Annotated in this window: 21 protein-coding genes; 8 read left to right on the plus strand and 13 right to left on the minus strand. The window is 60.7% G+C overall.

Annotation, left to right across the window (positions count from 1 at the left end; translation table 11 throughout):
• Positions 1-32: 32 nt before the first annotated feature.
• The 3 genes from N1058_RS14365 to N1058_RS14375 form a co-directional block, all read right to left on the minus strand.
• The gene (locus N1058_RS14365) at positions 33-2,249 is read right to left on the minus strand and encodes a xanthine dehydrogenase family protein molybdopterin-binding subunit (protein ID WP_265518275.1); all 2,217 of its coding nucleotides are present in this window, start codon (positions 2,247-2,249) and stop codon (positions 33-35) included.
• A gap of 3 nt (positions 2,250-2,252) precedes the next feature.
• On the minus strand, positions 2,253-2,711 hold the full coding sequence (locus tag N1058_RS14370) for a (2Fe-2S)-binding protein (protein WP_265518276.1): 459 nt from the start codon (positions 2,709-2,711) through the stop codon (positions 2,253-2,255).
• A 179-nt stretch (positions 2,712-2,890) separates the two neighbouring features.
• Complete coding sequence (locus N1058_RS14375) at positions 2,891-3,847, minus strand: AraC family transcriptional regulator (protein ID WP_265518277.1); 957 nt, start codon at positions 3,845-3,847, stop codon at positions 2,891-2,893.
• 847 nt (positions 3,848-4,694) lie between these two features.
• Between N1058_RS14375 and N1058_RS14380 the strand changes: the two genes are divergently transcribed.
• Both N1058_RS14380 and asnB read left to right on the plus strand, forming a co-directional pair.
• Positions 4,695-5,057, plus strand: coding sequence for a universal stress protein (locus tag N1058_RS14380; protein ID WP_265518278.1), 363 nt, complete (start codon positions 4,695-4,697; stop codon positions 5,055-5,057).
• Positions 5,058-5,588: 531 nt separating this feature from the next.
• Positions 5,589-7,592 (plus strand): asparagine synthase (glutamine-hydrolyzing), encoded by a 2,004-nt coding sequence (gene asnB / locus N1058_RS14385; protein ID WP_265518279.1) that lies wholly within the window; start codon positions 5,589-5,591, stop codon positions 7,590-7,592.
• A 249-nt stretch (positions 7,593-7,841) separates the two neighbouring features.
• Here the strand turns inward: asnB and N1058_RS14390 are convergent, their stop codons facing one another.
• Complete coding sequence (locus tag N1058_RS14390; protein ID WP_265518280.1) at positions 7,842-8,564, minus strand: FadR/GntR family transcriptional regulator; 723 nt, start codon at positions 8,562-8,564, stop codon at positions 7,842-7,844.
• Positions 8,565-8,786: 222 nt separating this feature from the next.
• Here N1058_RS14390 and N1058_RS14395 point away from each other — a divergent pair, with 222 nt between their 5' ends.
• From N1058_RS14395 to N1058_RS14415, 5 genes are all read left to right on the plus strand, one after another.
• On the plus strand, positions 8,787-9,779 hold the full coding sequence (locus tag N1058_RS14395) for an ABC transporter substrate-binding protein (protein WP_265518281.1): 993 nt from the start codon (positions 8,787-8,789) through the stop codon (positions 9,777-9,779).
• Between the two features lie 73 nt (positions 9,780-9,852).
• Positions 9,853-10,680 (plus strand): ABC transporter permease, encoded by an 828-nt coding sequence (locus N1058_RS14400; protein ID WP_265518282.1) that lies wholly within the window; start codon positions 9,853-9,855, stop codon positions 10,678-10,680.
• Positions 10,677-11,483: an ABC transporter ATP-binding protein gene (locus N1058_RS14405; RefSeq protein ID WP_265518283.1), complete on the plus strand. Its 807-nt coding sequence runs from the start codon at positions 10,677-10,679 to the stop codon at positions 11,481-11,483. Before N1058_RS14400 ends, N1058_RS14405 begins: the two co-directional genes overlap by 4 nt.
• Positions 11,484-11,486: 3 nt before the next feature.
• Entirely contained in the window at positions 11,487-12,239 is a 753-nt protein-coding gene (locus tag N1058_RS14410; RefSeq protein WP_265518284.1) for an ABC transporter permease, read from the plus strand.
• A 3-nt stretch (positions 12,240-12,242) separates the two neighbouring features.
• The gene (locus N1058_RS14415) at positions 12,243-12,953 is read left to right on the plus strand and encodes a fumarylacetoacetate hydrolase family protein (RefSeq protein ID WP_265518285.1); all 711 of its coding nucleotides are present in this window, start codon (positions 12,243-12,245) and stop codon (positions 12,951-12,953) included.
• A gap of 63 nt (positions 12,954-13,016) precedes the next feature.
• On the opposite strand, the gene bhcD is transcribed toward N1058_RS14415, so the two are convergent.
• Genes bhcD through bhcA form a run of 4 tightly spaced genes read right to left on the minus strand, consistent with a single transcriptional unit; the run spans position 13,017 to position 17,333 of the window.
• On the minus strand, positions 13,017-13,982 hold the full coding sequence (bhcD, locus tag N1058_RS14420) for an iminosuccinate reductase BhcD (RefSeq protein ID WP_265518286.1): 966 nt from the start codon (positions 13,980-13,982) through the stop codon (positions 13,017-13,019).
• A gap of 8 nt (positions 13,983-13,990) precedes the next feature.
• Positions 13,991-15,154, minus strand: a complete 1,164-nt coding sequence (gene bhcC, locus N1058_RS14425) for a 3-hydroxy-D-aspartate aldolase BhcC (protein ID WP_265518287.1) — start codon at positions 15,152-15,154, stop codon at positions 13,991-13,993.
• Positions 15,155-15,164: 10 nt separating this feature from the next.
• Positions 15,165-16,118 (minus strand): beta-hydroxyaspartate dehydratase BhcB, encoded by a 954-nt coding sequence (bhcB, locus tag N1058_RS14430; protein WP_265518288.1) that lies wholly within the window; start codon positions 16,116-16,118, stop codon positions 15,165-15,167.
• A gap of 12 nt (positions 16,119-16,130) precedes the next feature.
• Positions 16,131-17,333 (minus strand): L-aspartate--glyoxylate aminotransferase BhcA, encoded by a 1,203-nt coding sequence (bhcA, locus tag N1058_RS14435; RefSeq protein WP_265518289.1) that lies wholly within the window; start codon positions 17,331-17,333, stop codon positions 16,131-16,133.
• A 197-nt stretch (positions 17,334-17,530) separates the two neighbouring features.
• On the opposite strand from bhcA, the gene bhcR reads away from it, so the two are divergent.
• Positions 17,531-18,355 (plus strand): HTH-type transcriptional regulator BhcR, encoded by an 825-nt coding sequence (gene bhcR, locus N1058_RS14440; RefSeq protein ID WP_265518290.1) that lies wholly within the window; start codon positions 17,531-17,533, stop codon positions 18,353-18,355.
• A gap of 84 nt (positions 18,356-18,439) precedes the next feature.
• On the opposite strand, the gene N1058_RS14445 is transcribed toward bhcR, so the two are convergent.
• The 5 genes from N1058_RS14445 to N1058_RS14465 form a co-directional block, all read right to left on the minus strand.
• A complete protein-coding gene (locus N1058_RS14445) occupies positions 18,440-19,441 on the minus strand; it encodes an NAD(P)H-quinone oxidoreductase (protein ID WP_420847993.1) in 1,002 nt (333 codons plus the stop codon).
• 198 nt (positions 19,442-19,639) lie between these two features.
• Positions 19,640-20,374, minus strand: coding sequence for a GntR family transcriptional regulator (locus tag N1058_RS14450; protein ID WP_265518291.1), 735 nt, complete (start codon positions 20,372-20,374; stop codon positions 19,640-19,642).
• A 140-nt stretch (positions 20,375-20,514) separates the two neighbouring features.
• Positions 20,515-21,432 carry a succinate--CoA ligase subunit alpha gene (sucD, locus tag N1058_RS14455; RefSeq protein ID WP_265518292.1) on the minus strand — a complete coding sequence of 306 codons (918 nt, stop codon included), beginning with the start codon at positions 21,430-21,432 and terminating at the stop codon, positions 20,515-20,517.
• Complete coding sequence (sucC, locus tag N1058_RS14460) at positions 21,432-22,631, minus strand: ADP-forming succinate--CoA ligase subunit beta (RefSeq protein WP_265518293.1); 1,200 nt, start codon at positions 22,629-22,631, stop codon at positions 21,432-21,434. Before sucC ends, sucD begins: the two co-directional genes overlap by 1 nt.
• Before the next feature lie 114 nt (positions 22,632-22,745).
• On the minus strand, positions 22,746-24,872 hold the full coding sequence (locus N1058_RS14465; protein WP_265518294.1) for an acetate--CoA ligase family protein: 2,127 nt from the start codon (positions 24,870-24,872) through the stop codon (positions 22,746-22,748).
• Positions 24,873-25,048: the final 176 nt, after the last annotated feature.

Genomic DNA, 25,048 nt, shown 5'->3' on the forward strand with positions numbered 1-25,048 from the left:
GTGCCGGGCCGAACAAGGCCGGCCCGGAGGCATTATCGGGCGTCCAGCGATTTTGCGAACGGCATGACGCGGATGCGCTTGCCAAGAGCCTTGTAGGCGGCATTGGCCACAGCAGGGCCGATGGGCGGAACGCCCGGTTCGCCGATGCCCGAAGGTGGATTGGCGGAGGCGAGGATGTGGACCTCCACCTCGGGCATCGCGTCGATCCTGAGCGGAGTGTAAAGATCGTAGTTGCCCTGGTCGACCTGGCCTTCGGTGAGCGTGATTTCCTCTTCAAGAATGGCGCCGAGACCGAAGCCGATGCCGCCTTCCACCTGAGCGCGGATCTGGTCGGGGTTGATCGCCACTCCACAATCCACTGCTGCAACCACACGTTCCACCTTGATGCCGCCGCGGCTATCGACCGAGACTTCGGCTACCTGAGCCACCACCGAGCCGAAGCTTTCGGCAACGGAGACGCCCCGGAACCGGCCTTCTGCCGCCGGCGTGTCCCAGCCGGACTTCTCCGCGACCATTTTCAGGATCGTGGCATGACGCGAATCCGGCTCCATCATCGACAGACGATACTCGATTGGGTCACGGCCGGCTGCTTCAGCGATCTCGTCCATGAACACCTCGACGACGAATGCCGTATGCGTGGAGCCCACCGCGCGCCACCAAAGGGGCGGAACGCCTGCTTGCGTGGTGGTCAGCCCCACCTTCAGGTTGGGGATAGCGTATGGCAGATGCACAGCCCCTTCCACCGATGTCGGATCGACACCATTCTGGACCATGCCCTCCATGATCGTGCCGGACATTATGGATTGCCCCACGATATGGTTACTCCAGGCGACCAGATTTCCAGCCTCGTCGAGACCGGCCTTGATGGCATGCGCGTAGGCGGGGCGATAGCGGCCGGCGCGCATGTCGTCCTCGCGCGTCCATTGTACCTTGACCGGAGCGCGGAAGCCAAGTGCCTTGGCAATATGCACAGCCTCAACCACCACATCGCCATCGGCCACCGCGCGCCGGCCGAAGCTGCCGCCCGCTTTCATGACATGCAGATGCACCTTGTCGGGTGTCACCTCTGCGATCTCGGCGGTGAGCGCCTGATACACATCCGGGAACTGATGACCGCCCCAAACTTCAACCGTGCCATCCGCATTCTTGCGGGCCACTGCATTCAGAGGCTCCAGGGCAGCATGGGCGAGATAGGGGAATTCGAAGGTGGCTTCGAGGACATTTGCCGCGCCGGCAAATGCCGCATCGGCATCACCATCCTCCCGGGCCATGGCTGCAGGAGGCTCTGCCGCCAGATCGCGGTACATCTGCGCCAGTTCTCCGGTGCTGCGCTTTTCGGCGCCGCTCTCGTCCCACTCGACGGTCACGGCGTCACGACCTTTGAGTGCGGCCCACATATGCTCGCCGACAACGGCAACACCGCGCGGTATCTCCACCACGTCAACGACGCCCGGCAACTTTTTCGCTTCGGTAGCGTCGAACGACTTCACCGTTCCACCGAACACCGGCGGATGAATCATGACGGCGGTCAGCAGGCCGGGCAGCTTGACGTCGATCGTGTACTGCTCGGTGCCATTGGTCTTTCCGGCACTGTCGTAACGCTTCAGGTCGGCATTGCCGATGAGCGTCCAGCCGGAAGGCTGCTTCAGGACCACCTCCGACGGCACGGGCATGGCCGCGGCTTTTGCCGCAAAATCGCCGAAGCCGCCCTGCCTTCCAGACGGGTGCTTGATAATTCCACGCTCAACGGAGATTTTCGCCGCCGGAACGTTCCATTCTGCAGCCGCGGCTGCAACGAGCATGGTGCGCGCGGCTGCGCCAGCGTTGCGGTAGCGCTCCCATGAGGTCATCATCGAGGTCGATCCGCCGGTGCCCTGAATCGCACCGCCGAAAGCAACGTTGCCGTATGCCTGTACATTGCCGGCAGCGCCTTGAACATCAATGGTGGAAAAATCCGCCTCAAGTTCCTCCGCAACCAGCGTCGCAAGGCCATGGTAGGAACCCTGGCCCATTTCGAACTGGGAAGACAGCACGGTCACCTTGCCGCTCGAATCGATAGTCAGATAGGGCGAGAAGGCGTGGGCATTTTCTCCGGCCGTCTCGTTGGCTGCGGCGGACACGGCGCCGAGCGTTCGGAAGCCGACGGCAAGGCCGGTGGCAGTGGCGACGGCACCGATCAGGAACTGCCGGCGCGAAGCCTGGACCCGGGGTGCCGGAATGGCGATCGAATGCATCAGTTTGGGAATCATGGCTCAGGCCTCCAGACGCTTGGCGGCTTCGTGAATACCGGCTCGGATCCGCTGATAAGTTGCGCAGCGACAGAGATTACCCGACATAGCGGCGTCGATGTCATCGTCGGTCGGCTTCGGATTGGTCGTCAGCAGGTCCGTTGCCGACATGATCTGGCCGGACTGGCAGTAACCGCATTGCGGCACATCCATATCGACCCAGACGGCCTGCACCGTTTCCGCGACTTTGCCGTCCAGACCCTCGATAGTGGTCACAGCCTGGCCTTCGATATCGCCAATGAAGGTCTGGCAGGACCGCATTGGCACGCCGTCGACGAAGACCGTGCAGGCACCGCATAGCGCCATACCGCAGCCGAACTTCGTGCCGGTCAGGCCGACGAGGTCGCGAATGACCCAGAGCAGCGGCATATCCGCCTCTGCCTCGACTGTGTGCTGGGTGCCGTTGATGGTTACAGTCACCATGGTTTTCTCCCTATGGTTGGCGCGCAGGACAAGTGCGGCGCGGCTTGGGCAGGCCAGATCACGCGCCATTTTCCGGACACTGAATTGCCGTTCCAGTTTAGTGGACAGGAGGGAAGTGGGGTAGGCACGATCCTGTCCCATTCTTGCCCGATCGTCTTTATGTTTGCCGCCGACCGCGTTCAGCCCACGACATCCCGCCGAGGCATCTCTTTGGAGTTGCGAATCGACTTGACGTCGCGCAGAGGCGGATGGCCGAACATGCGGCGGTATTCTCGACTAAACTGGGTGGGGCTCTCATAGCCCACCCTGTGCGCCGCCGTCGCGGCGTCGACCGATTCCGCCAGCATCAGCTCCCGCGCATGGTAGAGCCGCAGATGCTTCTGAAACTGCAGCGGGCTCATGGCCGTCATGGCGCGGAAGTGATGGTGGAGCGTCGACACGCCCATATTGGCTTTCCCGGCCAGTTCTTCCATCCGTAACGGTTGGGTGTAGTTCTCCCTGAGCCAGGCGATCGCCCGAGCCACACGATGGCCGTTGCTGCCGGCAAGCGCAACGCGCCGCAGCTGGCCGCCCTGATCGCTCGTCAGCAGCCTGTAAAGGATCTCGTTGTGGATGTGGTCGGCGAGAAAAAGCAGGTCGCCGGGCGCATCTGCAAGGGAAATCAGCCTTAGCAATGCATCGAACAACTCCGGCGTCGCGGTGCCGACGCTCACGCCGAGAGTGCGTTGCGATATGTGCGACTTACCCAGATCGTAATCGGCGATGATACGTCGCGCCTTTTCAAGATCGAGCCGAAGCCGCGCCGCTACGTACGGCTCGTCAAAGCTGGCCGCACAGACCTGCCCGGTGAGCGGCAAGCCGATGGATATGAGGAAGAAACTGGATTCGTCATACACCATCGTTTCGTCGCCGACGTGTATTTGTTTGCTGCCTTTGATGATCAGCGATACGCTGGGCTCGTAAACGAGGCACGCGGGAGCGAGCGGCTCGACCACGTGATACAGATCGAGATTAGGGATGGGATGCTGATAGGTCGTTCCGTCCCATACGAGCGATGACAACCGGTCAAGAATTTGGCTTCGGATGGCTGCGGTGGCCTCGTACACCGAACCTCTCTCGCTGAACACGCCATTCATGAAAACCTTCCAAGACGCCCGCTCACAAGTCGTGCAGTAGTCTGCGTACCTTACCACATGTCTCTAATTCGAAGAGAATCAGGCAAGAATACCGAAAAATCAGACTAACGTCTGCTTGCAAAAGTTTCGTGTCACCAGACCATCCAGAGATCTCGGTTCCGTTGCGCCGCAAATGACGTCAGTCCTCTGCCGTGGCGAAAGAGGCTTTTCGGTTGGGAACCTGGTGAGAGCCGATTGGATCGCAGCGACTTCGGCTACAACTTCATCTAAGATGATGCTGGCTCTCAAGCACAGGAAACTACATGCGCTATGGCTTGTTTGGGGTCGTCAACAGAACGACCGTTTGTACTGAGCGGCCCCCGAAAGCGGACCGTCAACTTCCGGCCCCAAACAGGACGTTCGTCAGCGCGCGAGAGTGCCCGCATTCCACCTAGCTCAGGCATCGCTGTCACGCGATAATCCTTGCATCGTCTTTGATTTCCTGGTGCACGGATAGTGCACAGGAACGCTGCTAACTATTTGAAAAAAGGGAGCTTTAGCTCCAATCCATCATGGGCGCGATAGCAAAAATGGCAGGCTCGAAATACCTTAATTTTTCTTTTGTCACAGGCTCTTGGGCCATTTTCTTTCTGTTTCGTTTACGCCGGTTTTGGACCAAATATAATCTCCGTGGACCAAATGAGGAAGCGGACATGAGCACGATTACTGCGCGCAAGCGCAAGGACGGCAGCGTCGACTGCAGGGCACACGTGCGTGACGGCGTGACTTATCACGAGACAGAGACCTTTGACAGACGGGCAGCAGCTACCGCCTGGTCACCGTCACGGGCGAAAAGGATCTCTCACGTATGGCGCCGGGTGCCGATCTTGCCACTCACCTCCTTCAGCACGGCGTTTACGAGCCGCACTTGGAGACGCTTTCGGCGATCGACGACGATGCATCGGCAAGGTTGCGCAAATTCGTAAAGGACGAATCCATCGATATGCTCGTCATGGGCGCATTCGTCCATTCACGCTTCCGACAGGCGATCCTCGGCGGCGTTACGCGTTCGCTGCTGGACGACGTTCCCGTGCCACTTTTCATGCCCTGGTGCTTGCGGAGGATGGCAGACCAACCGAAGTGGTCATTCCGCGCTGGACGAATGCCAATCCTGAGAAAATCTACCGCGAGCAACCTTTCGGGACTATCTCTCGACGTTCAAGCAATTTGAGGGCTATAAATTGCCCACGCGCGTCGAAGGGGGAAATCTCTTCGGCACCGAAGACTACTTCCCATTTGACAAGGCGGAAGTGAGCGCCATCGACCACCTTCAGAGAACGGTTGACCAGCGTCAGCATCATCAATGATGACTTCGCGGCTCCGCGAAGCTCGGATCTCACCCGGCCTCACCATCGTCAAATCCGGTGCGCGGGACGTGCTTGAGGAGGGAACGCTTGACGTATTCCTGCCTGAAGATCAGCATGTCGAACGCTTGACAAGCGCCTTGAGACGCTTGTCGTCCGACCATGCCTTACACGAAAAGCGGGCAAGAGGGCACTCGCAGTATTAGAAAAGTATTCGATGTCGCGAATACTCAAACTTTAGGATCTGACGTTGCGCGGAGCTATAAGCGCCGAACAAAGCGAGTTAGCCTGCAACGGAAGAATGGCGGTCGATCAACTTCCCTGCAGGAGGAACAGATGTACTCGCTGACAGAGCCCAAGCTCCCGATACATGTGCGGCTGCTCCCGTTGAGGATCACATGTGCGGGATTGTAGGGTTCTGGGGACACCATCGCCATGCCCATGTCCTGGCGCAAGATATGGCATCGCGCATCGCACACCGTGGTCCGAATACAAGCGGAGTTTGGAGTGACGAACATGCGGGCGTGACATTGGCACACCGGCGGCTAGCGATCGTAGATCTCTCACCTGCAGGTTTCCAGCCGATGGTCAGCCGGGACGGACGGTTCGTGCTAACCTACAATGGAGAACTATATAACCACCAGGAGATTCGTGCTGCCTTGATCACTCAAGGACCGATTGCCTGGCGCGGGAGTTCAGACACAGAGACACTGCTGGAGGCCGTTTCCACCTGGGGCCTGGAAACTGCGCTTGGTCGCTGTAACGGAATGTTTGCTTTCGCTCTGTGGGACCGCGCCAGCCGCGAGTTGCATCTCGCCCGCGACAGAATGGGCGAGAAGCCGCTATACTGGGGCAAGATCGGCTCCGACTTCGTTTTCGCATCCGAATTGAAGGCGCTACACGCGCATCCCGGTTGGACCGGAGAGGTCGACCGCGATGCTGTGGCCCTGTTCCTTCGCCACGACTATGTCCCCAGTCCCTATTGCATTCACAAAGGAATTCAGAAGTTGCCGGCGGCGCACTGGCTCACGGTGTCCCAGGCCGGCAAGTGCGTATCAGAACCAAAAAGTTATTGGTCCCTCGAAGAGGTCGTCGAACGTGGCGGCACGACCCCTTTCCTCGGCGACGAGGTTGCCGCGACTGATAAGCTCGAGAGTCTTATGAAGGATGCGGTCAAGCTCCGGATGATGGCCGACGTTCCATTGGGCGCCTTCCTTTCAGGCGGCTACGATTCGTCAACGGTCGTTGCGCTTATGCAAGCGCAATCTGATCGTCCCGTACAGACCTTCACAATCGGATATCACGAGAAAAGTTACAACGAGGCCGAGCACGCAAAGGCCATCGCCGCACACCTCGGTACCGACCATACGGAACTCTATGTGACTTCAGAGGATGCTCGCGCCGTTATCCCCGAACTGCCGCGCATCTGGGATGAACCCTTCTCGGATTCCTCGCAGATTCCTACACTGTTGGTTAGTCGCCTTGCCCGCCGTGACGTTACAGTTAGTCTCTCAGGAGACGGCGGAGATGAGCTGTTCTGCGGATACGGCAGATATCAGCTGGCCCACAACATGTGGTCGTGGCTTCGGCTGCTACCCTACCCGCTACGGCAGGGCGTCAGCGCCTTCTTGGAGAGGGTTCCCCCACATCTGGCAGATGGAGCAATGTCAGTATTGCCCCCCAATCTGCGCATCAAGGCGTTCGGAGATCGCCTTGCGAAACTGGCAGCCATACTGAATAGCGAGCGCCGGGAGCTGTTCTACAGGTCCCTTGTTTCGCACACCCATCGTCCTGAGACACTTGTGCGGAACGCGGTTGAGCCATGGACACTTCTTTCCGAACCGTCGGCATGGCCGGTACTTACAGAATTTCGTGATCAGATGATGTACATCGATTCCAAGATGTACCTGACCGACGACATTTTGACAAAATTGGACAGAGCAAGCATGGCTGTAAGTCTTGAGTCCCGCGTGCCCCTTCTTGATCACCGCTTGGTGGAGTTCGCCTGGTCCCTGCCAATACAGTTCAAGCACCGCCGAGGTCAGCCGAAATGGATCCTGCGTGAGGTGTTGAGCCGATATGTGCCACGAACGCTGACGGAACGCCCAAAGATGGGGTTTCGCGTTCCAATTGAAGAATGGTTGAGAGGGCCGCTCCGCGACTGGGCCGAGTCGCTGCTGTCGGAAGACCGACTTAGGCGGGAAGGCTTCTTCTCGCCCTCCGAAGTTCGGACGATGTGGCAAGAAAACCAGGCCGGCGCGCGCCGATGGCATTCACAGTTGTGGAATATCCTCATGTTCCAGGCCTGGCAGGACAGCATCAGCGAAACCTGGACGCGAGGCCCTGCCTTGGCTGATCAAACGAAGAGCATGAGCAGCGGTGGTGGCGCACGCTCGCAGTGATTGTACTCACCAGGAGGGCCAGAGCGAGGATTCGCGGGAACACCAGAAAGAACATTCTATTTATTTTTATCGATAAATTGCATTTTTAACATATTAGATCAGGTAATGAGCGCCATGCGGTAGATGGAACCTCATTGCACGGGCTTGCGGCTCATTTGATCTTTCTGTGCCCGGACCGAAAGGACCGTACGAGCATTGCCTGCATGATCGGAATGCCGCGATGAGCTGGAAGCCAGCGCCGGCAGAAGCTCATTCGAACTGTTTGCCGGCGATGTCCGGCTCCATCAGATGCCGTTCCACGGCGCGCAAATGGCGGTACATGGCTTGGCTGGCGCCGTCGAGATCCCGCTGCTCGATGGCCGTCACGATGCGGTCGTGTTCGGCGAAGGAATGATGGTCGGACGGCGGCCGGTCGGTATTCGAGCGCAGCAAGCCCCAGACTACCGCGCGCCGGACGGCGTTGAGCGCGTCAAACAGCGCCAGGAGCAGCCGGTTGTTCGCTGCTTCCGCAAGGCAGCGATGCAACTCATTGTCTGCCGTTTCATACTGCCGCCAGGTCGCCGCCTGATGCGTGCGTCGAATGCAGCGGCGCAAAGCCTCGATGTGCTTCGATGTGGCGTTGAGCGCCGCCTCGCGGGCGATAATGGGCTCGATCAGCAGCCGTGTGCGCATCACCTCAGCCGGATTCGTCTCCCGGTCGATGTCTGAAAGGCTCATGACCTCCGCCTTGCGTGCGCCGGTGAAAGTACCCTTGCCCACATGGCGCCAAAGCTGCCCCTCCGCTTCAAGCGTCGCCAGCGCCTTGCGCAGATCGCCACGCGAAACGCCAAGGATTTCACACAGTTCGCGCTCCGCCGGCAGCCGCGTATCAGGTGGGAAATCGTGCCGGGTGAGCCAGGCACGCAGTTGGACAAGCGTCGCGTCGTGGGCGTCATCCCTGATGGCTTCTTCGGTCTCGATCTGCCCGCGCAACCGGCTCTCCTTTGTTGTAGCTTGACCAATTTCATTGGTTTAACGATCAACTTAGGTGCATCTTTAGGCCAAGTCAAATGCACTTTCACACAGCCTTCGGCGCCATTGACATCTAACCAATCTCATGTTTTTATTTAACCAATATATATATTGGCTAAGCCTCAGCGACTTGGCTATGGAGGCGCAGGCATATGTTGCCGGCGAACACGGGAGGAAAATTCAATGACACTGACACGTAGAATGTTTTCCGTCTTGGCAGGTGCGGCGGCCCTTGCCGCCGCCAGCCTTGGCGCACCATCGGACTCTTCGGCGCAGGACAAGCCGATCCGCGTCGCCATGGGCGATATAGCCAGCGTCGAAAGCCTCGGCCTGCTGATCGCCATGGAGCGCGCCAAGGAACGCGGCGTTCCCATGGAACTCACTTTCTTCAATTCCGAGGATGTCGCCACGCAGGCCGTCGTTGGCGGACAGGCCGATGTCGGCGTCGGCGCGCCCTATGCCTTCATCCAGAATTCCAACGCGCCGATCCGCATGTTTTTCCGCATGAGTACGCTGCTCTTCTTCCCGGTGGTAAACTCCGAGGTCTATTCCGGCTGGAAGGATCTCGACGGCGAGGAAGTCACTGTTCATTCGCGCGGTTCCGGCACAGAGGCGTTGATGCGGTTGATGGAAGGCATCCACGGCATCAAATACTCCAACATCAGCTATGTTCCCGGCTCGGAAGTGCGCGCCGGTGCCATGCTACAAGGCACGATCAACGCGACCATTGTCGATGCGGCGGCATTTCGCCTGCTGCAGGAAAAAGGTGGCGCAAAGTTCGCTCGGCTACCGGTCGAGGGTGTCGACGCCACCGATGAAGCACTTTACGGAAACATCGATTTTCTCGAGCAACGCGGCGACGACGTAGCGGTGTTCGTCGAGGAGCTTTTGCGCACCTGGAAGGACATCAACGACAATCCGGCGATCGTCGCCGAACTGCGCAAACAATACGATCTCCTGCCCGATCTGCCGGACGAGGCGGCGGCCGACATCGAAAATTACTACAGAGAGGCCGCCGAGAGCGGTGTCTATCCGACCGACGGCGGTTCACCGGATGATGCGCGCGATGATGTGGCGTTCCTTGCGGCCGCCGGTCAGGTGAAGGAACCAGGCGATAATTTCGATCCGACGCAGTATTGGAGCTTCGACGCACTCGAGGCGGCACGCCAGCGGTGATTAGCGTTCGGCGCGGCTGTCGTGGCGGCCGCGCCCCTCACTGGCTTCCCGGCGCAACTGGATCGGAACTGGCATGTCGTTGACGCACACTGCAGAAAAACGGATCGGGGCAGCACGCGCCGATGCACCGGGCCTCATCAGATGGCTCAGCGAGTTCACACTGATATGGAAGATCCTTTCGATCGCCCTCTTCGCCGGCGCGTGGGAGTTGGCAGGCCGCTCGGGCTTTAATTTCTCTTTCCCTACCTTCTCCGACACCGTGGCCGCCCTTTGGGAGATGGCAGTGGACGGATCGCTCGGCGCGGCTTATCTGCGCACGCTCGAGCCACTGGTAATCGGTCTCGCCTTCTCGCTCATTGTCGGCATTTCCGCCGGCATCGCCATGGGTCTGCGCCACGACGTAGAATGGTTCAGCCTGCCGATCTTCATCGTCATGCAGGCAGCGCCCATGGCCGCCTTGATCCCGCTTGTCACCTTCGTCTATGGCATCGGCCTGACCGCCAAGGTGCTGGCGGTGGTCATGCTTGCCATGCCGGTGATCACCATCAACAGCTACAAGGCCGTTCGCAACGTGCCGCCGTCGCTCGTCTCCATGTGCCATTCCTTCATGGGCAGCCGGCAACAGCAGATCCTTCACATTATCATTCCAGCGGCCAGCCCCATGATGTTCGCCGGCCTGAGGCTCGGAGTGGCCGAAGGCTTTTCCGGCGTCGTGCTGGCCGAACTCCTCATCACGCCCACCGGCATCGGCGACCTCATCACCTTCCATCGCTCGATCGCCAATTTCGCCCACATGTACGCCACTATCGTTTCCATCGTTCTCTTCGCCATTGTCACCGTCGGTTCACTGCAATGGCTTGAAACGGCGCTGTTCCGGCCCGAAAAGCGGAGTTCACAATGAGCATTGCCATGCAGATCGAAACTGAAAACGCCGTGCCCGCCGCATCGAACCCGATCATCGAGGTGAAGGGCATCTCCAAGATCTATGGCAGCGACATCGTGGCGTTGGAAAACATCGACTTGGCGTTCGAGGAGGGACAGCTCACAAGCCTGCTCGGCCCTTCCGGGTGCGGCAAGACAACCCTTTTGAAGATTGTCGCTGGTCTCTTGAAGCCTAGCCATGGCGAAATCCTGGTCAAAGGCAAAAAGGTCCACGGACCAGGGCCGGAACGAGCCTTTGTCTTTCAGGACTTTGCTCTGATGCCTTGGGCCAATGTCATGCAGAACGTCGCTTTCGGCTTGAAAATGCAGGGCGTCGGCAAGGCCGCGCGCGAAGATACCGCACGCCACTATATTAGCGAGGTGGGCCTCTCCGGATTCGAGCAGAAATTTCCGCATCAACTGTCTGGCGGCATGCGCCAGCGCGTCGGCCTCGCGCGGGCGCTTGCGGTCAATGCCGACGTTCTCTTGATGGACGAACCGTTCTCGGCGGTCGACGAGCAGACGCGGCGCAAGTTTCAGGAAGACCTGATGCGGCTGCGCGAAGTGGAGAAGAAGACCTTCCTCTTCGTCACTCATTCGATTGAAGAAGCCGTCTATGTGTCCGACCGCATCGTGCTTCTGTCGCCGCGTCCCGGCCGGGTCAGCCAGATCATCGATCCGGATATTCCCCAGGATATCGGCCCCGACGAACTACGCCGCAACGATGTCTATCTCGATACGGTCGAGAGCATCTGGCACGGCATCAAGAAGTATGTGGAGTAGACGATGACCCTGTTGGGATACCGCGTGCCGATGATGGCCGCGCTGCTAGTCTGGGTGGTCGTCTGGGAGATCATCGGCCGGTTCGACCTGCTTCTTCTCTTCCCGCCCTTCACCGAGGTGTTGATGGCGCTGGGTGATGTAGTGACGTCACGCAGCTTCGCCGAGGCGATACGTATCACCGCCCTCTCCTATGCGTGCGGATTGGCGCTGGCAATTGCTGTCGGCGTTCCGCTGGGCTTGCTGATGGGTCTGGTGCCGGCCGCCGACAAGATGCTCAATATATGGGTGAATACCTTCCTTTCGGCGCCGCTCTCCGCCCTCGTTCCGGTTTTCATGATTCTGTTCGGCCTCGGTACGCCGACGGTGATCGTCACGGTCTTCATGTTCGCAGTATGGATCATTGTTCTCGACACACGCGCCGGTGTGCAGAACATCTCGCCCTCGCTTATGGAAATGGCTCACTCTTTTGGCGCTTCGCACGCAGAACGCGGCAAGATCGTTCTTCTGGCCGCCCTGCCCGAGATCCTCGCCGGCATTCGGCTCGGCATGATCCGTGGCGTCAAGGGCGTGGTGATCGGCCAGCTTCTGGTCTCGATCATCGGCGTCGGCGCGCTGTTTTCCCTCTATCAGCAGAATTTCCTCATGGCTCATTTCTGGGCGCTCATTCTGCTGCTTTTCGCCATGGCGCTCACCCTGTCCGGCCTCGTTGGCCGGCTGGAAAAGCGCATCGAATATTACGCAGGAGTCAGGAGCTAATAAATGTCCGAAGCCGCCTACCAGAACGCCAATCAGTACGTGATTGCGCCACCCGCCATGGCAGTGTTGCCGGTGGAAGGAAGCGACCAGCTTTTCCCCGTCAATCGCATTTTCTGCATTGGCCGCAACTATGCAGCCCACGCGGTGGAAATGGGCCATGACCCGGACAAGGAGCCGCCCTTCTTTTTCTTTAAGCATCCCACCAACCTGGCGGTTGGCGAAGACTTTCCCTATCCAGCCAAGACCAACGACGTGCATCACGAAATTGAGATGGTGGTGGCGCTCGCCAAGGGCGGAACGAATATCAGCGTCGAAGACGCGCTCGACCACGTCTTCGGTTACGGCGTGGGATTGGACATGACACGGCGCGACCTGCAGGGCGAGGCCAAGAAACTGGGGCGTCCGTGGGAGGTTGGAAAATCCTTCGAGAAATCAGCACCCTGCGGCCCGCTCGTTCCTGCGTCCCGCATCGGCCATCCGACCGCGGGGGCCGTGACGCTCAATGTCAACGGTGAAAGGCGCCAGAGTGGCGATCTCAATCAGATGCTCTGGAAGGTGCCCGAGATGATCGCCATCCTGTCGCGATACTTCGAACTGCAACCAGGCGACCTGATCATGAGCGGCACGCCGGCCGGTGTCGGGCCGATCCAACGCGGCGACGTGATGCATGGCAAGGTGGCGGGCGTCGGCGAAATCACCGTAAGGGTGATCTGATCCGCACCGGCCTTTCGGAAGGAGTGGCGTCCCATGCGGACGCCACTCGCTTCTATGCGGTGTTCAAAGGTCGATCTCGGTGGCCAACCCCGCGCTGCGCGCCGCCTCCGCGGCAAGTGCGGCGACCGCCAGGTCCTGGAGGCCGACGCCAGTGCCATCGAATAGGGTGATCTCGTCATCGCGGGTGCGGCCGGGATGCTTCCCGTTGACCACCGCGCCGACCGGCGTGATGTCGGCCTTGTCGATGAGCCCATGCGCGACCGCGTGTTGGCACTCGCCGATGCTGGCGGACTGCGCCACCTCGTCGGTGAACAGCGTAGCAGCGGCGACCATCTCTGCGTCCACCTCCTGCTTGCCCTTGGTGTCGGTACCCATGCAGGCCAGATGCGTGCCGGGCTTGACCTGGCCGCGCATGAGGATCGGCTCGAAGCTCGAGGTGATAGTGATGATCACGTCGGCTTCCGCACCGAGCCGGTCGAGCGAAACCGCCTCGAAGGGTAGGCCGAGCTCGGCCGCCGTTTCGCCCAGTCGCGGCAGCATTTCAGGGTGCAGGTTCCAGCCGATGACGCGCTCGAAATCCCGTTGCTCGGCCGCCGCGCGCATCTGGAAGGCCGACTGGAAGCCGGCGCCGACCATACCCAGCACCCTGGCATCCTTTCGCGCCAGATGGCTGATCGAGACGGCCGATGCCGCAGCCGTGCGAATCGCCGTCAGATAGTTGCCGCCCACCATGGCGTGCGGCCGGCCCGTATCGGGATCGAACAGGAACACGGTCGACTGATGGTTGGTCAGGCCGCGCTTCTCGTTGCCTGGCCAGTAACCGCCTGATTTCAGCCCGAGCACGCCGTTCTTCCGGTCGAAGCCCGATTTGAACCCGTAGAGAGCATCTGCATGGCCGATCGCCTCGCGGATAACGGGAAAATTATAGGCCTCGCCCGCCGCCATGGCGGCAAAAACGCCTTCGATGGCGGTGAAGGCATTCTCGCGCGTAACCACCTTGCGGCAGGTCTCTTCTGAAACGATCAGCATGCCCGGTCTCAATAGGCCATGCCGCGCGCCGTCACCGGCCACAGGCATTCCACCTTGCCGTTGCGGACGCCGACATACCAGTCGTGGACGTTACAGGTCGGATCGCAGTGACCGGGAACGAGGCGCAGCTTCTCGTTGATCTTCAGAACGCCATGGGGGTCCTCGATCACGCCGTGCTCGTCGGAGCACTTGATGTATTTCACATCGTCGCGGCCATAGATGAAGGGCAGCCCCGAATCCACCGACTGCGCCTTGAGGCCAGCGTCGCAGATCGCCTTGTCGGCCTTGGCGTGGCTCATCACACTCGTCAGGATGAATAGCGCGTTCTCCCATTCGCCCTGGTCGATGCGGTTGCCGTCCTTGTCCTTGATGCGCCCGTAATCGGCGTCCATGAAGGCGTAGGAACCGCATTGCAGCTCGTTGTAGACGCCGGATTCGCTCTCGAAATAATAGCTTCCCGTGCCGCCGCCGCTGACGAGCTCGGGCGTGAGCCCTTCCTTCTTCAGCGCTTCCACGGCGTCGGTCACCTGGGCGATAGCGGCACCGAGCTTGACCTTGCGGTCCTCATAGCTGTCGATGTGCTGCATCGCCCCCTGATAGGCCTGGATACCGGTAAAATCCAGATTTGGGGCGGCGGCGATCGCCTTGGCGATCTCGACCACCGCCTCGCTGGTCACAACGCCGCAGCGGCCGGCGCCACAGTCGATCTCCACGAAACACCCGAGCGTGGTGCCGTGCTTCTGCGCCGCCGCCGACAGGTCGGCGACGTTCTCGATATCGTCGACGCAGACGATGACACGGCCGCCGTAATTCGGCAGGTGGGCCAGGCGGTCGATCTTCGCCGGGTCGCGCACCTGGTTCGATACCAGAATGTCCTTGATGCCGCCGCGGGCGAACGCCTCAGCTTCCGACACCTTCTGGCAGCACACGCCGACCGCACCGCCGAGCTTTTCCTGCAGCTTTGCGACGTCGACGGATTTGTGCATCTTGCCGTGCACGCGGTGGCGCATGCCATGCCCTCTGGCGTAATCGCCCATCTTCCTGATGTTGCGCTCGAGCGCGTCGAGATCGAGGATCAGGCAAGGGGTCTGGATATCTTTCTCATCCATGCCAATGGCGGCGGGAATATCGTAGCCGACCTCATGCCCGGCGATGGTCTCATGCTTGGTCATAGGTATCTCCCTACACTTTGGCCCAGGGCAATTTGCCGAGATCGACATTGCCCCCGGTGATGATGACGCCGACGCGCTTGCCGGCGAAAAGCTCTTTATTCTTCAGGATCGTGGCCAGCGGCACTGCGCTCGATGGCTCCATGACGATCTTCATGCGCTCCCAGATGAGCCGCATCCCCGCAACGATCTCCTCCTCGGTGGCCGTGAAGATGTCCTCCACATGCTTCGAGACGAAATGCCAGGTGAGTTCCTTGAGCGGTACCTTCAGCCCGTCGGCCACCGTCTGCGGCGCATCGTCGGCAATGATGTGCCCGGCCTTGAAGGAGCGGTAGGCATCGTCCGCGTTCTTCGGCTCGGCCGCATAGATCTTCGTCTTCGGCGCAATGGTCGACAGCGTAAGGCAACAGCCCGAAACCATGCCGCCGCCGCCAATGGGCGCCACCACGGCATCGAGTTCGCCAATATCTTCGACGATCTCCTTCGCGCATGTCGCCTGCCCGGCGATGACGCGCGGGTCGTTATAGGGGTGCACGAACTCGGCCCCCGTCTCGGCCACGACCTCGGCGAACACCGCCTCGCGCGAGGAGGTCGAGGGCTCGCATTCGACGATGCGCCCGCCATAACCGCGAACCGCCGCCTTCTTGGGCTCCGGCGCGGTCCTCGGCATCACCACCGTCACGGGAATGCCGCGCTTGCCGGCGGCATAGCTCAGCGACAGCGCATGGTTCCCCGAGGAATGGGTCGCGACGCCGACCTTTGCCATTTTCTCATCCAGCCCGAACACCGCGTTGGATGCGCCTCGCGCCTTGAAGGCGCCCGCCTTTTGGAAGTTCTCGCATTTGAAGAACAATTCGGCACCGGTCAGGCCGTTGATGAAGCTGCTGGTCAGGATCGGCGTTCGGTGGATATGCGGAGCGATGCGCGCATGCGCGGCCTCGACATCGGCGTAGGTCGGTATGTCCATATCCCGTTCTCCTCAGGCTGCCGCGCGCGGCATGGCGCCCGCGCCGCGGCCGGCGGTCGCCCGATAATGCTCCTGCGCGGCGGCAACGCCAGAGCCGAGCGTGACCGGCAAGCCGAGATCCGCCATGACCATTTCCGCCGTGGCGATGCCCGATAACGCCATGACGTCGGTCATTGAGCCAAGATGGCCTATGCGGAACAGCTTGCCGGCCACCTCGCCCAACCCGACACCGAAGGCCACGCCGTATTTTTCGGCGGCGTGGGTGACGATGCGGGTTGCGTCGAAGCCGTCCGGGACGAGAACGGCGCTGACCGTGTCGGAGTAGAGCCCGGGCTCCTTCGCGCAAAGCGACAGACCCCAGGCATCGACCGCCTTGCGCACGCCATCGGCAATGCGACGGTGGCGCGTGAAGACGCGCTGAAGCCCCTCCTCCTCCAGCATGGCGATGGAGACGCTCAAGCCGCGGATCAGGTTGACGGGCGGCGTATAGGGAAAGCCGCCAGCCGCCTGCGTCTTCATCATGTCGCGAAAGTCGAAAAAGCAGCGCGTACACCTTGCCGAAGCGACCCTTTCCAGCGCCTTCGAGCCGATGCCGAGAATGGCCAGACCAGGCGGCAGCATGAACCCCTTCTGCGAGCCGGTGACGGCGATGTCGACACCCCATTCGTCCATGCGGAAATCCATGGAAGCGATGGAGCTAACACCGTCGACGTAAAGCAGTGCGGGATGCCCGGCGGCATCGAGCGCACGGCGCACGGCGGCGATGTCGCTCAGGACCCCCGTGGCGGTCTCGTTGTGGCAGACGATGAGTGCCTTGATGGAATGGCCGGCGTCGGCCTTCAGGACGCGCTCGAATTCATCGGCTGGGGCGCCCTCCCCCCATGGCGTCTCGATAACCTCGACATTGAGGCCGTGCCGCTGGCACAGATCGATCCAGCGGTGCGAGAACATGCCGTAGCGGGCAGCCAGAACCTTGTCGCCGGGCGACAGGGTGTTTGTGATCGCGGCTTCCCAGGCGCCCGTGCCGGTGGCCGGAAACAGGATGACTTCGGCGTCGCTCGATTGCAGCACGCGGCGCACGCCGTCGAGCGCCGGCCGATACATGTCGGCAAAGGTGGGCGAGCGGTGGTCGATGGACGGGTAGTCCACGGCCCGCCGCAGGGCTTCCGGTATGTTGGTCGGGCCGGGAATGAAGATCGGGTTCTGTGTCGACATCGGCTTGCGTTCCAAAAATTATCCGCCAAACGGCATTTGGAAACAGGCTAGGCTTCGATCAGCCTGCTGGCAATTTTTTTGAAAAATATTTTTATTTCCATGAGAATAATGATAATCGTTTGTTCTGAAACGTTTTTTCTATTTTGCAATTGGCGCAAAACTTTTCAAAAACTGCCGCCCAGTGCCAGGAGGACACTATGCCACAGAAAACCGGCCGTGCACGGGGGCGCCCGCGCTCCTTTCACGATACGTCGGAGAACACGCTGATCCAGTCCCTCGACCGCGCTATGGAAGTTCTGAAGGTCGTGGCGCGGGGCGGCGGCCTATCGCTGACAGAGATTGCCGACGTGTCCGGCCAGTCGGCTTCCACCGCCTATCGCATCCTCATCACGCTGCAAAAGCACCGTATCGTCGAGTTCGACGAGCCGGCGCAAATCTGGCATGTGGGGATCGAGGCGTTCCGTATCGGCAGCCATTTCCTCGGCCGCACCAGCATTGTCGAGCAGAGCCGGCCCGTCATGCAGCACATCATGGCCGAGACCGGCGAGACCGCCAATCTGGCCATCATTGACCGGGGCGAGGTGATCTTCGTCAGCCAGGTGGAAACGCATGAGCCGATCCGCGCCTTTTTTCGGCCCGGCACGCGCGGGCCCGTGCACGCATCGGGCATCGGCAAGGCACTGCTTGCCTATCTGCCGCGGGCACAGGCCGAAAGCATTTTGAAGAAGGGCCCGCTCAGCGCCTATACGGGCAAGACCATCGTCTCGCGCGAAACGCTTGCCGCCGAAATGGTGCGGATCCGCGCGCACGGCTTCGCCGTCGACGACGAGGAGCGCACCCAGGGCATGCGTTGCATCGCCGCTCCCATCTTCAACCAGTTCGGCGAGGCGGTGGCCGGGGTTTCGCTTTCCGGGCCCGCCTTCCGCATCACGCCTGGTCGCGACACGGAATATGGCGCCGTGGTCCGCAAAGCGGCAGAAGATATCACCCGCGCCATCGGCGGCATTCCGCCGCGGGAGTGATCGAATGCCCACACCCTGTCGTTGCATCTTGAACGGCGGTGGTGCGGACGCACAGAACAGCTCGTGATTGTCCCCGTGTTGCCGTCAACCGACGGTCAGGACGATTTTCCCAATATGCGCATTGGTTTCCATCAGCGCATGAGCCTGAGCGGCATCGGCCAATAGATAACGCTTGTGGATCAGCGGCCGGCACTTTCCCTGCGCCAGCAATGGCCAGACCTTTTCTTCCAGCTGGGCCGCAATACGCGCCTTGGCCGCGATGGGCTGCGAGCGCAAGGTCGACCCCGTATGCGTCAAGCGCTTGAGCATCAGGCGCATGTAATCAACCTCGACGCGCGAACCCTGCAGGAAGGCGATGTTGACGATCCGGCCATCGACGGCGGCGGCCTGGTAATTCTTTGCAATATAGGGTCCGCCGACCATATCCAGAATCACGTCGGCGCCGCGCTTGCTCGTTGCCTCCTTGACGACAGCAACCCAATCCTCCTCGCGGTAGTTGATGGCCACGTCAGCGCCGAGGTTGCGGCAGGCCTGACATTTCTCCTCCGAGCCGGCGGTGACCACCACGGTCGCGCCAAAGGCCTTGCCGAGCATGATCGCCGTCGTGCCGATGCCCGAACCGCCGCCATGGACAAGCAATGTTTCGCCGGCCTTCAGCGCGCCGCGCTCGAAGACATTGTGCCACACAGTGAAGAAGGTCTCGGGAATGGCCGAGGCTTCCTCCAAAGGCAACCCGGACGGAACGCGCAGCGCGTTCGAGGCATCGACCAGCGCATATTCTGCATAACCCCCACCCGGCGTCAGAGCACAGACCAGATCCCCCGGTTTCCAGCGCGAAACCTCGCTGCCGGCCGCCTGCACCGTGCCCGCGACCTCTAGCCCCGGAATCGCCGACGCCCCTTCAGGTGCCGGGTAGAGCCCTGCGCGCTGCAGAAGGTCGGGGCGGTTCACCCCGGCGGCCGCCACGCGGATCAGGATTTCGCTCGGGCCAGGCGGCGAAACGGCCAATTGCTCGAGCCGTAGCACATCCGGCCCGCCAGGCTCGCTGATGGTAGTGGCAGACATGGTTTTGGGAAACGCGGTCAAGATACCCTCCTGTATTGAGGAGAGTCAGCGAACCTGCCTCAGGCGCCGGGCGCATTTTCGCGACCTGCGAAACTCTCCGTACTGGCATCAGTCTAGAGCGCCCTTTGTGCGTCCATCTGGACGCACAAAGGGCGCTCTATCTTTTGGTTTTTCCGCATTCATACGGATGCCAGACGATTCCGCCTGGCTCAAAATGCTCTAGGTGAAGATGCCCTCGCTGTGCTTCTCCACATAATCGGCAAGGCCGAGCGTGTGGTCACGGCAGAGTTTTTCCGCCAATTCGGTTTCGCGTCTTTCCAATGCGTCGATAATGGCCAGATGATCCTTGATCGACTGGCTTGCCCGGTCGTCGCGCCCGATGGTGATTTTGCGGATGCCGCGCACATGCAGGAGAATGTTCTCGGTCATCTGCTGCAGGGTCTGCGATCCTGTCATCTGAATGAGCGTCTGGTGAAAGCGCAGATTTGCTTCGGAATATTCGCTCAGATAATCGCCGGGCGCGTGGCCCTCGTGGAACTCCTCGAAAATCTTCCGCAGGCGATCGATGTCCTTGCGGCTGGCGTTGAGCGAGATAAGCCGCGCCGCCATGCCTTCCAGCGCCGCCCATACCTGGATCATCTCGATGACCTCGCGTTTGGTCTTGCGCAGGACGATGATGCCGCGCCGCGCGATCGATTTCACGAAGCCTTGCTGTTCCAGCATGGCAATCGCCTCGCGGATAGGGGTGCGGCTGACATTGAGACGTTCGGCAAGCAGGCGCTCGTCGAGCCAGGTGTTTTCCTGCGTCGCGTAAATGTCCATATCGGCGATGGCATGCTTCAATGCCGCATAGACGCGTGTCTTGATATTCGGCTCCGCAGAGAAGGGCTCAAGAACGAGGCCCGGGGTACTCTCTTCGGGAAGCGGCCAGCGGGTCTGGCTTCTGGAACTCACTTCAGTCTCCTGCTTTCTGTCTGGAACCTATAATACCATAGAGTGAATGGAGCGCTTTCTCAAACGATGCAAGGATTGACTGACGCTTTCGCCGTCAGCCGTCACATCGTCCTCAGCGTTTATCGGAATCTCACGAAATCCTACCCTGCGGCTTCCAGGTACGCGCTTTCCGGCTGCCCGTTGAGAAGGTCTAGAAGCGTCTCGCCAAGGCGCGCCGGTGTGGGTGAGATACGGATGCCGGCCGCCTGCATGGCCTCGATCTTGTCTTCCGCCCCGCCCTTGCCGCCGGCGATGATGGCGCCCGCATGACCCATGCGCCGCCCCGGGGGAGCGGTGCGACCGGCAATGAAGCCGACTGTGGGCTTGCTTCTGCCGCGCCTTGCCACATCCGCAAGAAACGCGGCCGCCTCCTCCTCGGCCTGCCCGCCGATCTCGCCGATCATGACAATCGATTCGGTTTCGGGATCGGCAAGGAACATCTCCAGCACATCAATGAACTCGGTGCCCTTGATGGGATCCCCGCCGATGCCCACAGCCGTGGTCTGGCCAAGGCCCTTCTGCGAGGTCTGGAACACCGCCTCATAAGTGAGCGTACCGGAGCGCGAGACGATGCCGACGGAGCCCTTGCGGAAGATGGAGCCTGGCATGATACCGATCTTGCATTCGCCGGCAGTAATGATACCCGGGCAGTTCGGCCCGATCAGGCGTGAACGCGATCCCGAAAGCGCCCGCTTGACGCGCTGCATGTCGAGCACGGGAATGCCCTCGGTGATGCAGACGATCAGCGGGATCTCCGCGTCGATGGCCTCGCAAATCGCGTCCGCCGCTCCGAAGGGCGGCACGTAGATGACGGTCGCATCGGCATCCGTCGCCGCGCGTGCCTCCTTCACCGTATCGAAGACGGGCAGGCCCAGATGCATCATGCCCCCCTTCCCCGGTGCTACGCCCCCGACCATCTGCGTGCCATATTCGATGGCATGCCGTGAGTGGAATGTGGCGGTCTTGCCGGTAAAGCCCTGACAGAGGAGACGGGTGTTCTTGTTCACCAGGATGGACATCAGCTTCTTCCCTTGGCCGCAATGACGATTTTCCGCGCCGCATCGTCGAGGTCGTCCGCGGCGATGACGTCGAGGCCGGACTCTCCGATGATCTTCTTACCCTCTGCGACGTTCGTGCCTTCCAGCCGCACCACGAGCGGCACCTTCAAGCCCACTTCCTTGACGGCTTCCACCACCCCCTCGGCGATCACGTCGCAGCGCATGATGCCGCCGAAGATGTTGACCAGAATGCCCTTCACATTCGGATCGCTTGTGATGATCTTGAAAGCGGCCGTCACCTTTTCTGTCGTCGCACCGCCACCGACGTCGAGAAAGTTCGCCGGCTCGCCGCCGTGATGCTTGATGATGTCCATGGTCGCCATGGCGAGGCCCGCCCCGTTGACCATGCAGCCGATATCGCCTTCGAGAGCGATATAGGAAAGATCATGGCGCGAGGCCTCGATCTCCTTTTCATCCTCTTCCGTCTCGTCGCGCAGGCTAGCGAATTCAGGCCGCCGCTCCAATGCGTTCGAGTCAAAGCCAACCTTGGCGTCGAGACAGATAAGCCGCCCCTCACCCGTCAAGACGAGCGGGTTGATTTCCAGCATCTCCATGTCGGTGGCGGTGAAGGCCGTATAAAGCTGCGAGGCCAGAAGGCTCGCCTGCTTGGCGAGTTCGCCCTGAAGGCCGAGCGCCTTTGCAATTTGGCGGCCGTGATGGGGCATGAAACCAGTGGCCGGATCGACGGTCAGGGTGACGACTTTCTCCGGCGTTTGGGCGGCAACGGTCTCGATATCCATGCCGCCCTCCGTCGAGACCACGAAGGCGACACGGCTTGTCGCCCGGTCGATCAGCAGCGATATGTAGAACTCGCTTTCGATCTGCGAGCCGTTTTCCACATAAAGGCGGCTGACCTTCTTGCCGGTCGGCCCGGTCTGCACCGTGACCAGCGTGTTGCCGAGCATTTCTGCGGCATGCGCGCGCACTTCGGCCACCGTATCGGCCACGCGCACGCCGCCTTTCGCCTCGGGGCCGAGCTCTTTGAACTTGCCCTTGCCGCGCCCGCCCGCGTGGATCTGCGATTTGACGACGAAGACCGGACCTTCAAGGCCAGCCGCCACGTCGCCCGCCTTGGCGGCATCCATGGCCGGCGCGCCATCGGGAACGGGCACACCAAAGGACTTCAGAACGCCTTTGGCCTGATACTCATGAATATTCATCGAGGTATCACCTCTCTACAGCGACAGAAATGTTGGGAAGTGCCAGGCCCTGCCGAGCGTGGCGCGGTCTGATACGACCGCGCCACACCCGGTAGCAGGCCAGGCTGGTAACGATCACAGAAGGTCTGCGCCCCGCGCCCATTTATACTTAGCGCCCAGAACCTCGACCGGCAGTTCGGTCGAATAGGCGTAGGCGGGAATGCCGTGCTGGTAGAGATACTCGGCCGCCTCCTCGACTTCGACGTCACCTGCAAGCGAAGCGACCATCGGCTTTTCGATGCCCTTTGCCGCCATTTCCTCCTTCACCTCGACCATCAGTTTGGCAAAGACCATGGGCGGCGTGACGATGGTGTGCCAGTAACCGAGGATCAGCGCATGGATGCGATCGTCCTCAAGCCCCAGCTTGACCGTGTTCTTGTATGTTTGCGGCGGCTCGCCCCCAGTGATATCGACCGGATTGCCGGCCGCACCGAAAGGCGGAATAAACTTGCGGAAGGCCTCGTCCAGGTCGTCGGGCATCGACATCAGGCTCAGCTCGTTGTCGACGCAGGCGTCCGACAGGAGCACGCCGGAACCGCCCGCCCCGGTGATGATGACGACATTCTCGCCCTTCGGCGTCGGCAGCACTGGAACGCCGCGGGCGAACTCCAGAAGCTGCTTCAGCGAACGGGCACGAATGACGCCCGATTGCTTGAACACGTCTTCGTAAATCTTGTCGTTGCCGGCGAGCGCACCCGTGTGGGAGGATGCGGCCTTCGCCCCGGCAGACGTGCGGCCTGCCTTGAGGACGACAACCGGCTTGGTCTTTGAAACCCGTTTGGCGGCTTCGGCAAAGGCGCGCCCGTCTTTAAGGTCCTCGCAATGCTGGGCGATGATCTTGGTGTTTTCGTCCTGTTCGAAGAAGGCCAGCAGGTCATCCTCGTCGATGTCCGACTTGTTGCCGAGGCCAACGATGGCCGACACACCCATCTTCGCCGAGCGCGAGAAGCCGATAATGGCCATGCCGATTCCGCCGGACTGGGAGGACAGGGCGGCCGATCCCTTCACGTCATAGGCCGTGCAGAAGGTGGCGCAAAGATTTTCCGGCGTGTAGTAGAAGCCGTAGATGTTCGGCCCCATCATGCGGATATTGTATTTGCGGCCGATCTTTACGATCTCTTCCTGTAATTCAGGCGCCCCTGCCTCGGCGAAGCCGGAGGGTATGAGGACCGCGCCGGGAATGCCCTTTTCGCCGCATTCTGTCAGTGCGCCGGCGACGAATTTGGCTGGAATTGCGAAGACCGCAGTGTCGATCACGCCCGGAACGTCCTTGACGCTCTTGTAGGCCTTGTGCCCGAGAATCTCGTCGGCTTTGGGGTGAATGGGATAAATCTCACCCTTGTAGCCGCCGTCGATGAGGTTGCGCATGACCGAATTGCCGATCTTGCCCTGTTCGTTGGAGGCGCCGATGACGGCGACGGCTTTCGGCCGCATGATGCGGTTCATCGCCTCGACGATCTCGTCCTGACTCGGACGGTAGCGCGGTTCCGGCTGGCTATAATCTACGACGATGCGCACATCGGCCGCGATTGCCCCGTCTTTCGTGGCAAAGACCGGATTCAGGTCGAGCTCGGAGATTTCCGGATAGTCGTTAATCAACTCAGACACACGCACGATCATGTCGGCGAGTGCCTCGCGGTCAACGGGATCGCCGCCGCGCACGCCCTTGAGCATCTCAGCCGCCTGGATGCCATCGAGCATGGATAGCGCCTCGTTCCTGTCGAGGGGCGCCAGACGGAACGTGATATCCTTCAAGACCTCCACCAGGATACCGCCCATACCAAAAGCAACGAGCTTGCCGAAGCTGCCGTCGGTGACAGCTCCGATGATGACCTCCTGGCCGCCCGTCAGCATCTGCTGGACCTGCACACCCGCGATTTCGGCATCTGCCTTGTAGCGCCGCGCATTGGCGACGATGGTGTCGTAGCTCGTCCTAGCTTCTTCCGCCGACTTGACGCCGACAATGACGCCGCCGGCATCGGTCTTGTGCAGAATATCCCTTGAGACGATCTTCATCACCACCGGGAAACCCATGTCGGAAGCAAGTTTCGCCGCTTCCTCGGGACTGGTTGCCACCCCCTCCTGCGGGACTGCAATGCCGTAGGCATCGCACAGCAACTTGCCTTCAGGGGCGGTAAGCGCATCGCGCCCCTCTGACTTAACCTTCTCGAGCATGTTCCGGATAGCGGTCTTATCGAGCATGTCTTTCCTCCCTTGACCGCCAAGGCGGCTCTCCTGGTGGCCGGCTTGGCTTGATGCGTCGCAGCCGTGGTAGTGATCTTCTGCTATTCTGGCATTTTGTATTCCACAGCGACGTGATGTCAAGCCCACAAGCCGACGCAACTGTCTTTTAGAATGAACCGGCAACTGCGGATGAC

Origin of the sequence: Nitratireductor luteus, assembly GCF_026162365.1 — a bacterium.
Classification (GTDB): Bacteria; Pseudomonadota; Alphaproteobacteria; order Rhizobiales; family Rhizobiaceae; genus Chelativorans; species Chelativorans luteus.

Bases quoted from the DNA above. Each gene is read 5' to 3' on its own strand.
- N1058_RS14465 (WP_265518294.1), bottom strand. From the start codon at position 24,872: ATGCTCGATAAGACCGCTATCCGGAACATGCTCGAGAAGGTTAAGTCA.
- N1058_RS14365 (WP_265518275.1), bottom strand. From the start codon at position 2,249: ATGATTCCCAAACTGATGCATTCGATCGCCATTCCGGCACCCCGGGTC.
- N1058_RS14415 (WP_265518285.1), top strand. From the start codon at position 12,243: ATGTCCGAAGCCGCCTACCAGAACGCCAATCAGTACGTGATTGCGCCA.
- sucD (WP_265518292.1), bottom strand. From the start codon at position 21,432: ATGTCCATCCTGGTGAACAAGAACACCCGTCTCCTCTGTCAGGGCTTT.
- N1058_RS14395 (WP_265518281.1), top strand. From the start codon at position 8,787: ATGACACTGACACGTAGAATGTTTTCCGTCTTGGCAGGTGCGGCGGCC.
- bhcR (WP_265518290.1), top strand. From the start codon at position 17,531: ATGCCACAGAAAACCGGCCGTGCACGGGGGCGCCCGCGCTCCTTTCAC.
- N1058_RS14410 (WP_265518284.1), top strand. From the start codon at position 11,487: ATGACCCTGTTGGGATACCGCGTGCCGATGATGGCCGCGCTGCTAGTC.
- N1058_RS14400 (WP_265518282.1), top strand. From the start codon at position 9,853: ATGTCGTTGACGCACACTGCAGAAAAACGGATCGGGGCAGCACGCGCC.
- N1058_RS14370 (WP_265518276.1), bottom strand. From the start codon at position 2,711: ATGGTGACTGTAACCATCAACGGCACCCAGCACACAGTCGAGGCAGAG.
- bhcB (WP_265518288.1), bottom strand. From the start codon at position 16,118: ATGGACATACCGACCTACGCCGATGTCGAGGCCGCGCATGCGCGCATC.
- bhcC (WP_265518287.1), bottom strand. From the start codon at position 15,154: ATGACCAAGCATGAGACCATCGCCGGGCATGAGGTCGGCTACGATATT.
- asnB (WP_265518279.1), top strand. From the start codon at position 5,589: ATGTGCGGGATTGTAGGGTTCTGGGGACACCATCGCCATGCCCATGTC.
- bhcA (WP_265518289.1), bottom strand. From the start codon at position 17,333: ATGTCGACACAGAACCCGATCTTCATTCCCGGCCCGACCAACATACCG.
- N1058_RS14380 (WP_265518278.1), top strand. From the start codon at position 4,695: ATGGCGCCGGGTGCCGATCTTGCCACTCACCTCCTTCAGCACGGCGTT.
- bhcD (WP_265518286.1), bottom strand. From the start codon at position 13,982: ATGCTGATCGTTTCAGAAGAGACCTGCCGCAAGGTGGTTACGCGCGAG.
- sucC (WP_265518293.1), bottom strand. From the start codon at position 22,631: ATGAATATTCATGAGTATCAGGCCAAAGGCGTTCTGAAGTCCTTTGGT.
- N1058_RS14375 (WP_265518277.1), bottom strand. From the start codon at position 3,847: ATGAATGGCGTGTTCAGCGAGAGAGGTTCGGTGTACGAGGCCACCGCA.
- N1058_RS14405 (WP_265518283.1), top strand. From the start codon at position 10,677: ATGAGCATTGCCATGCAGATCGAAACTGAAAACGCCGTGCCCGCCGCA.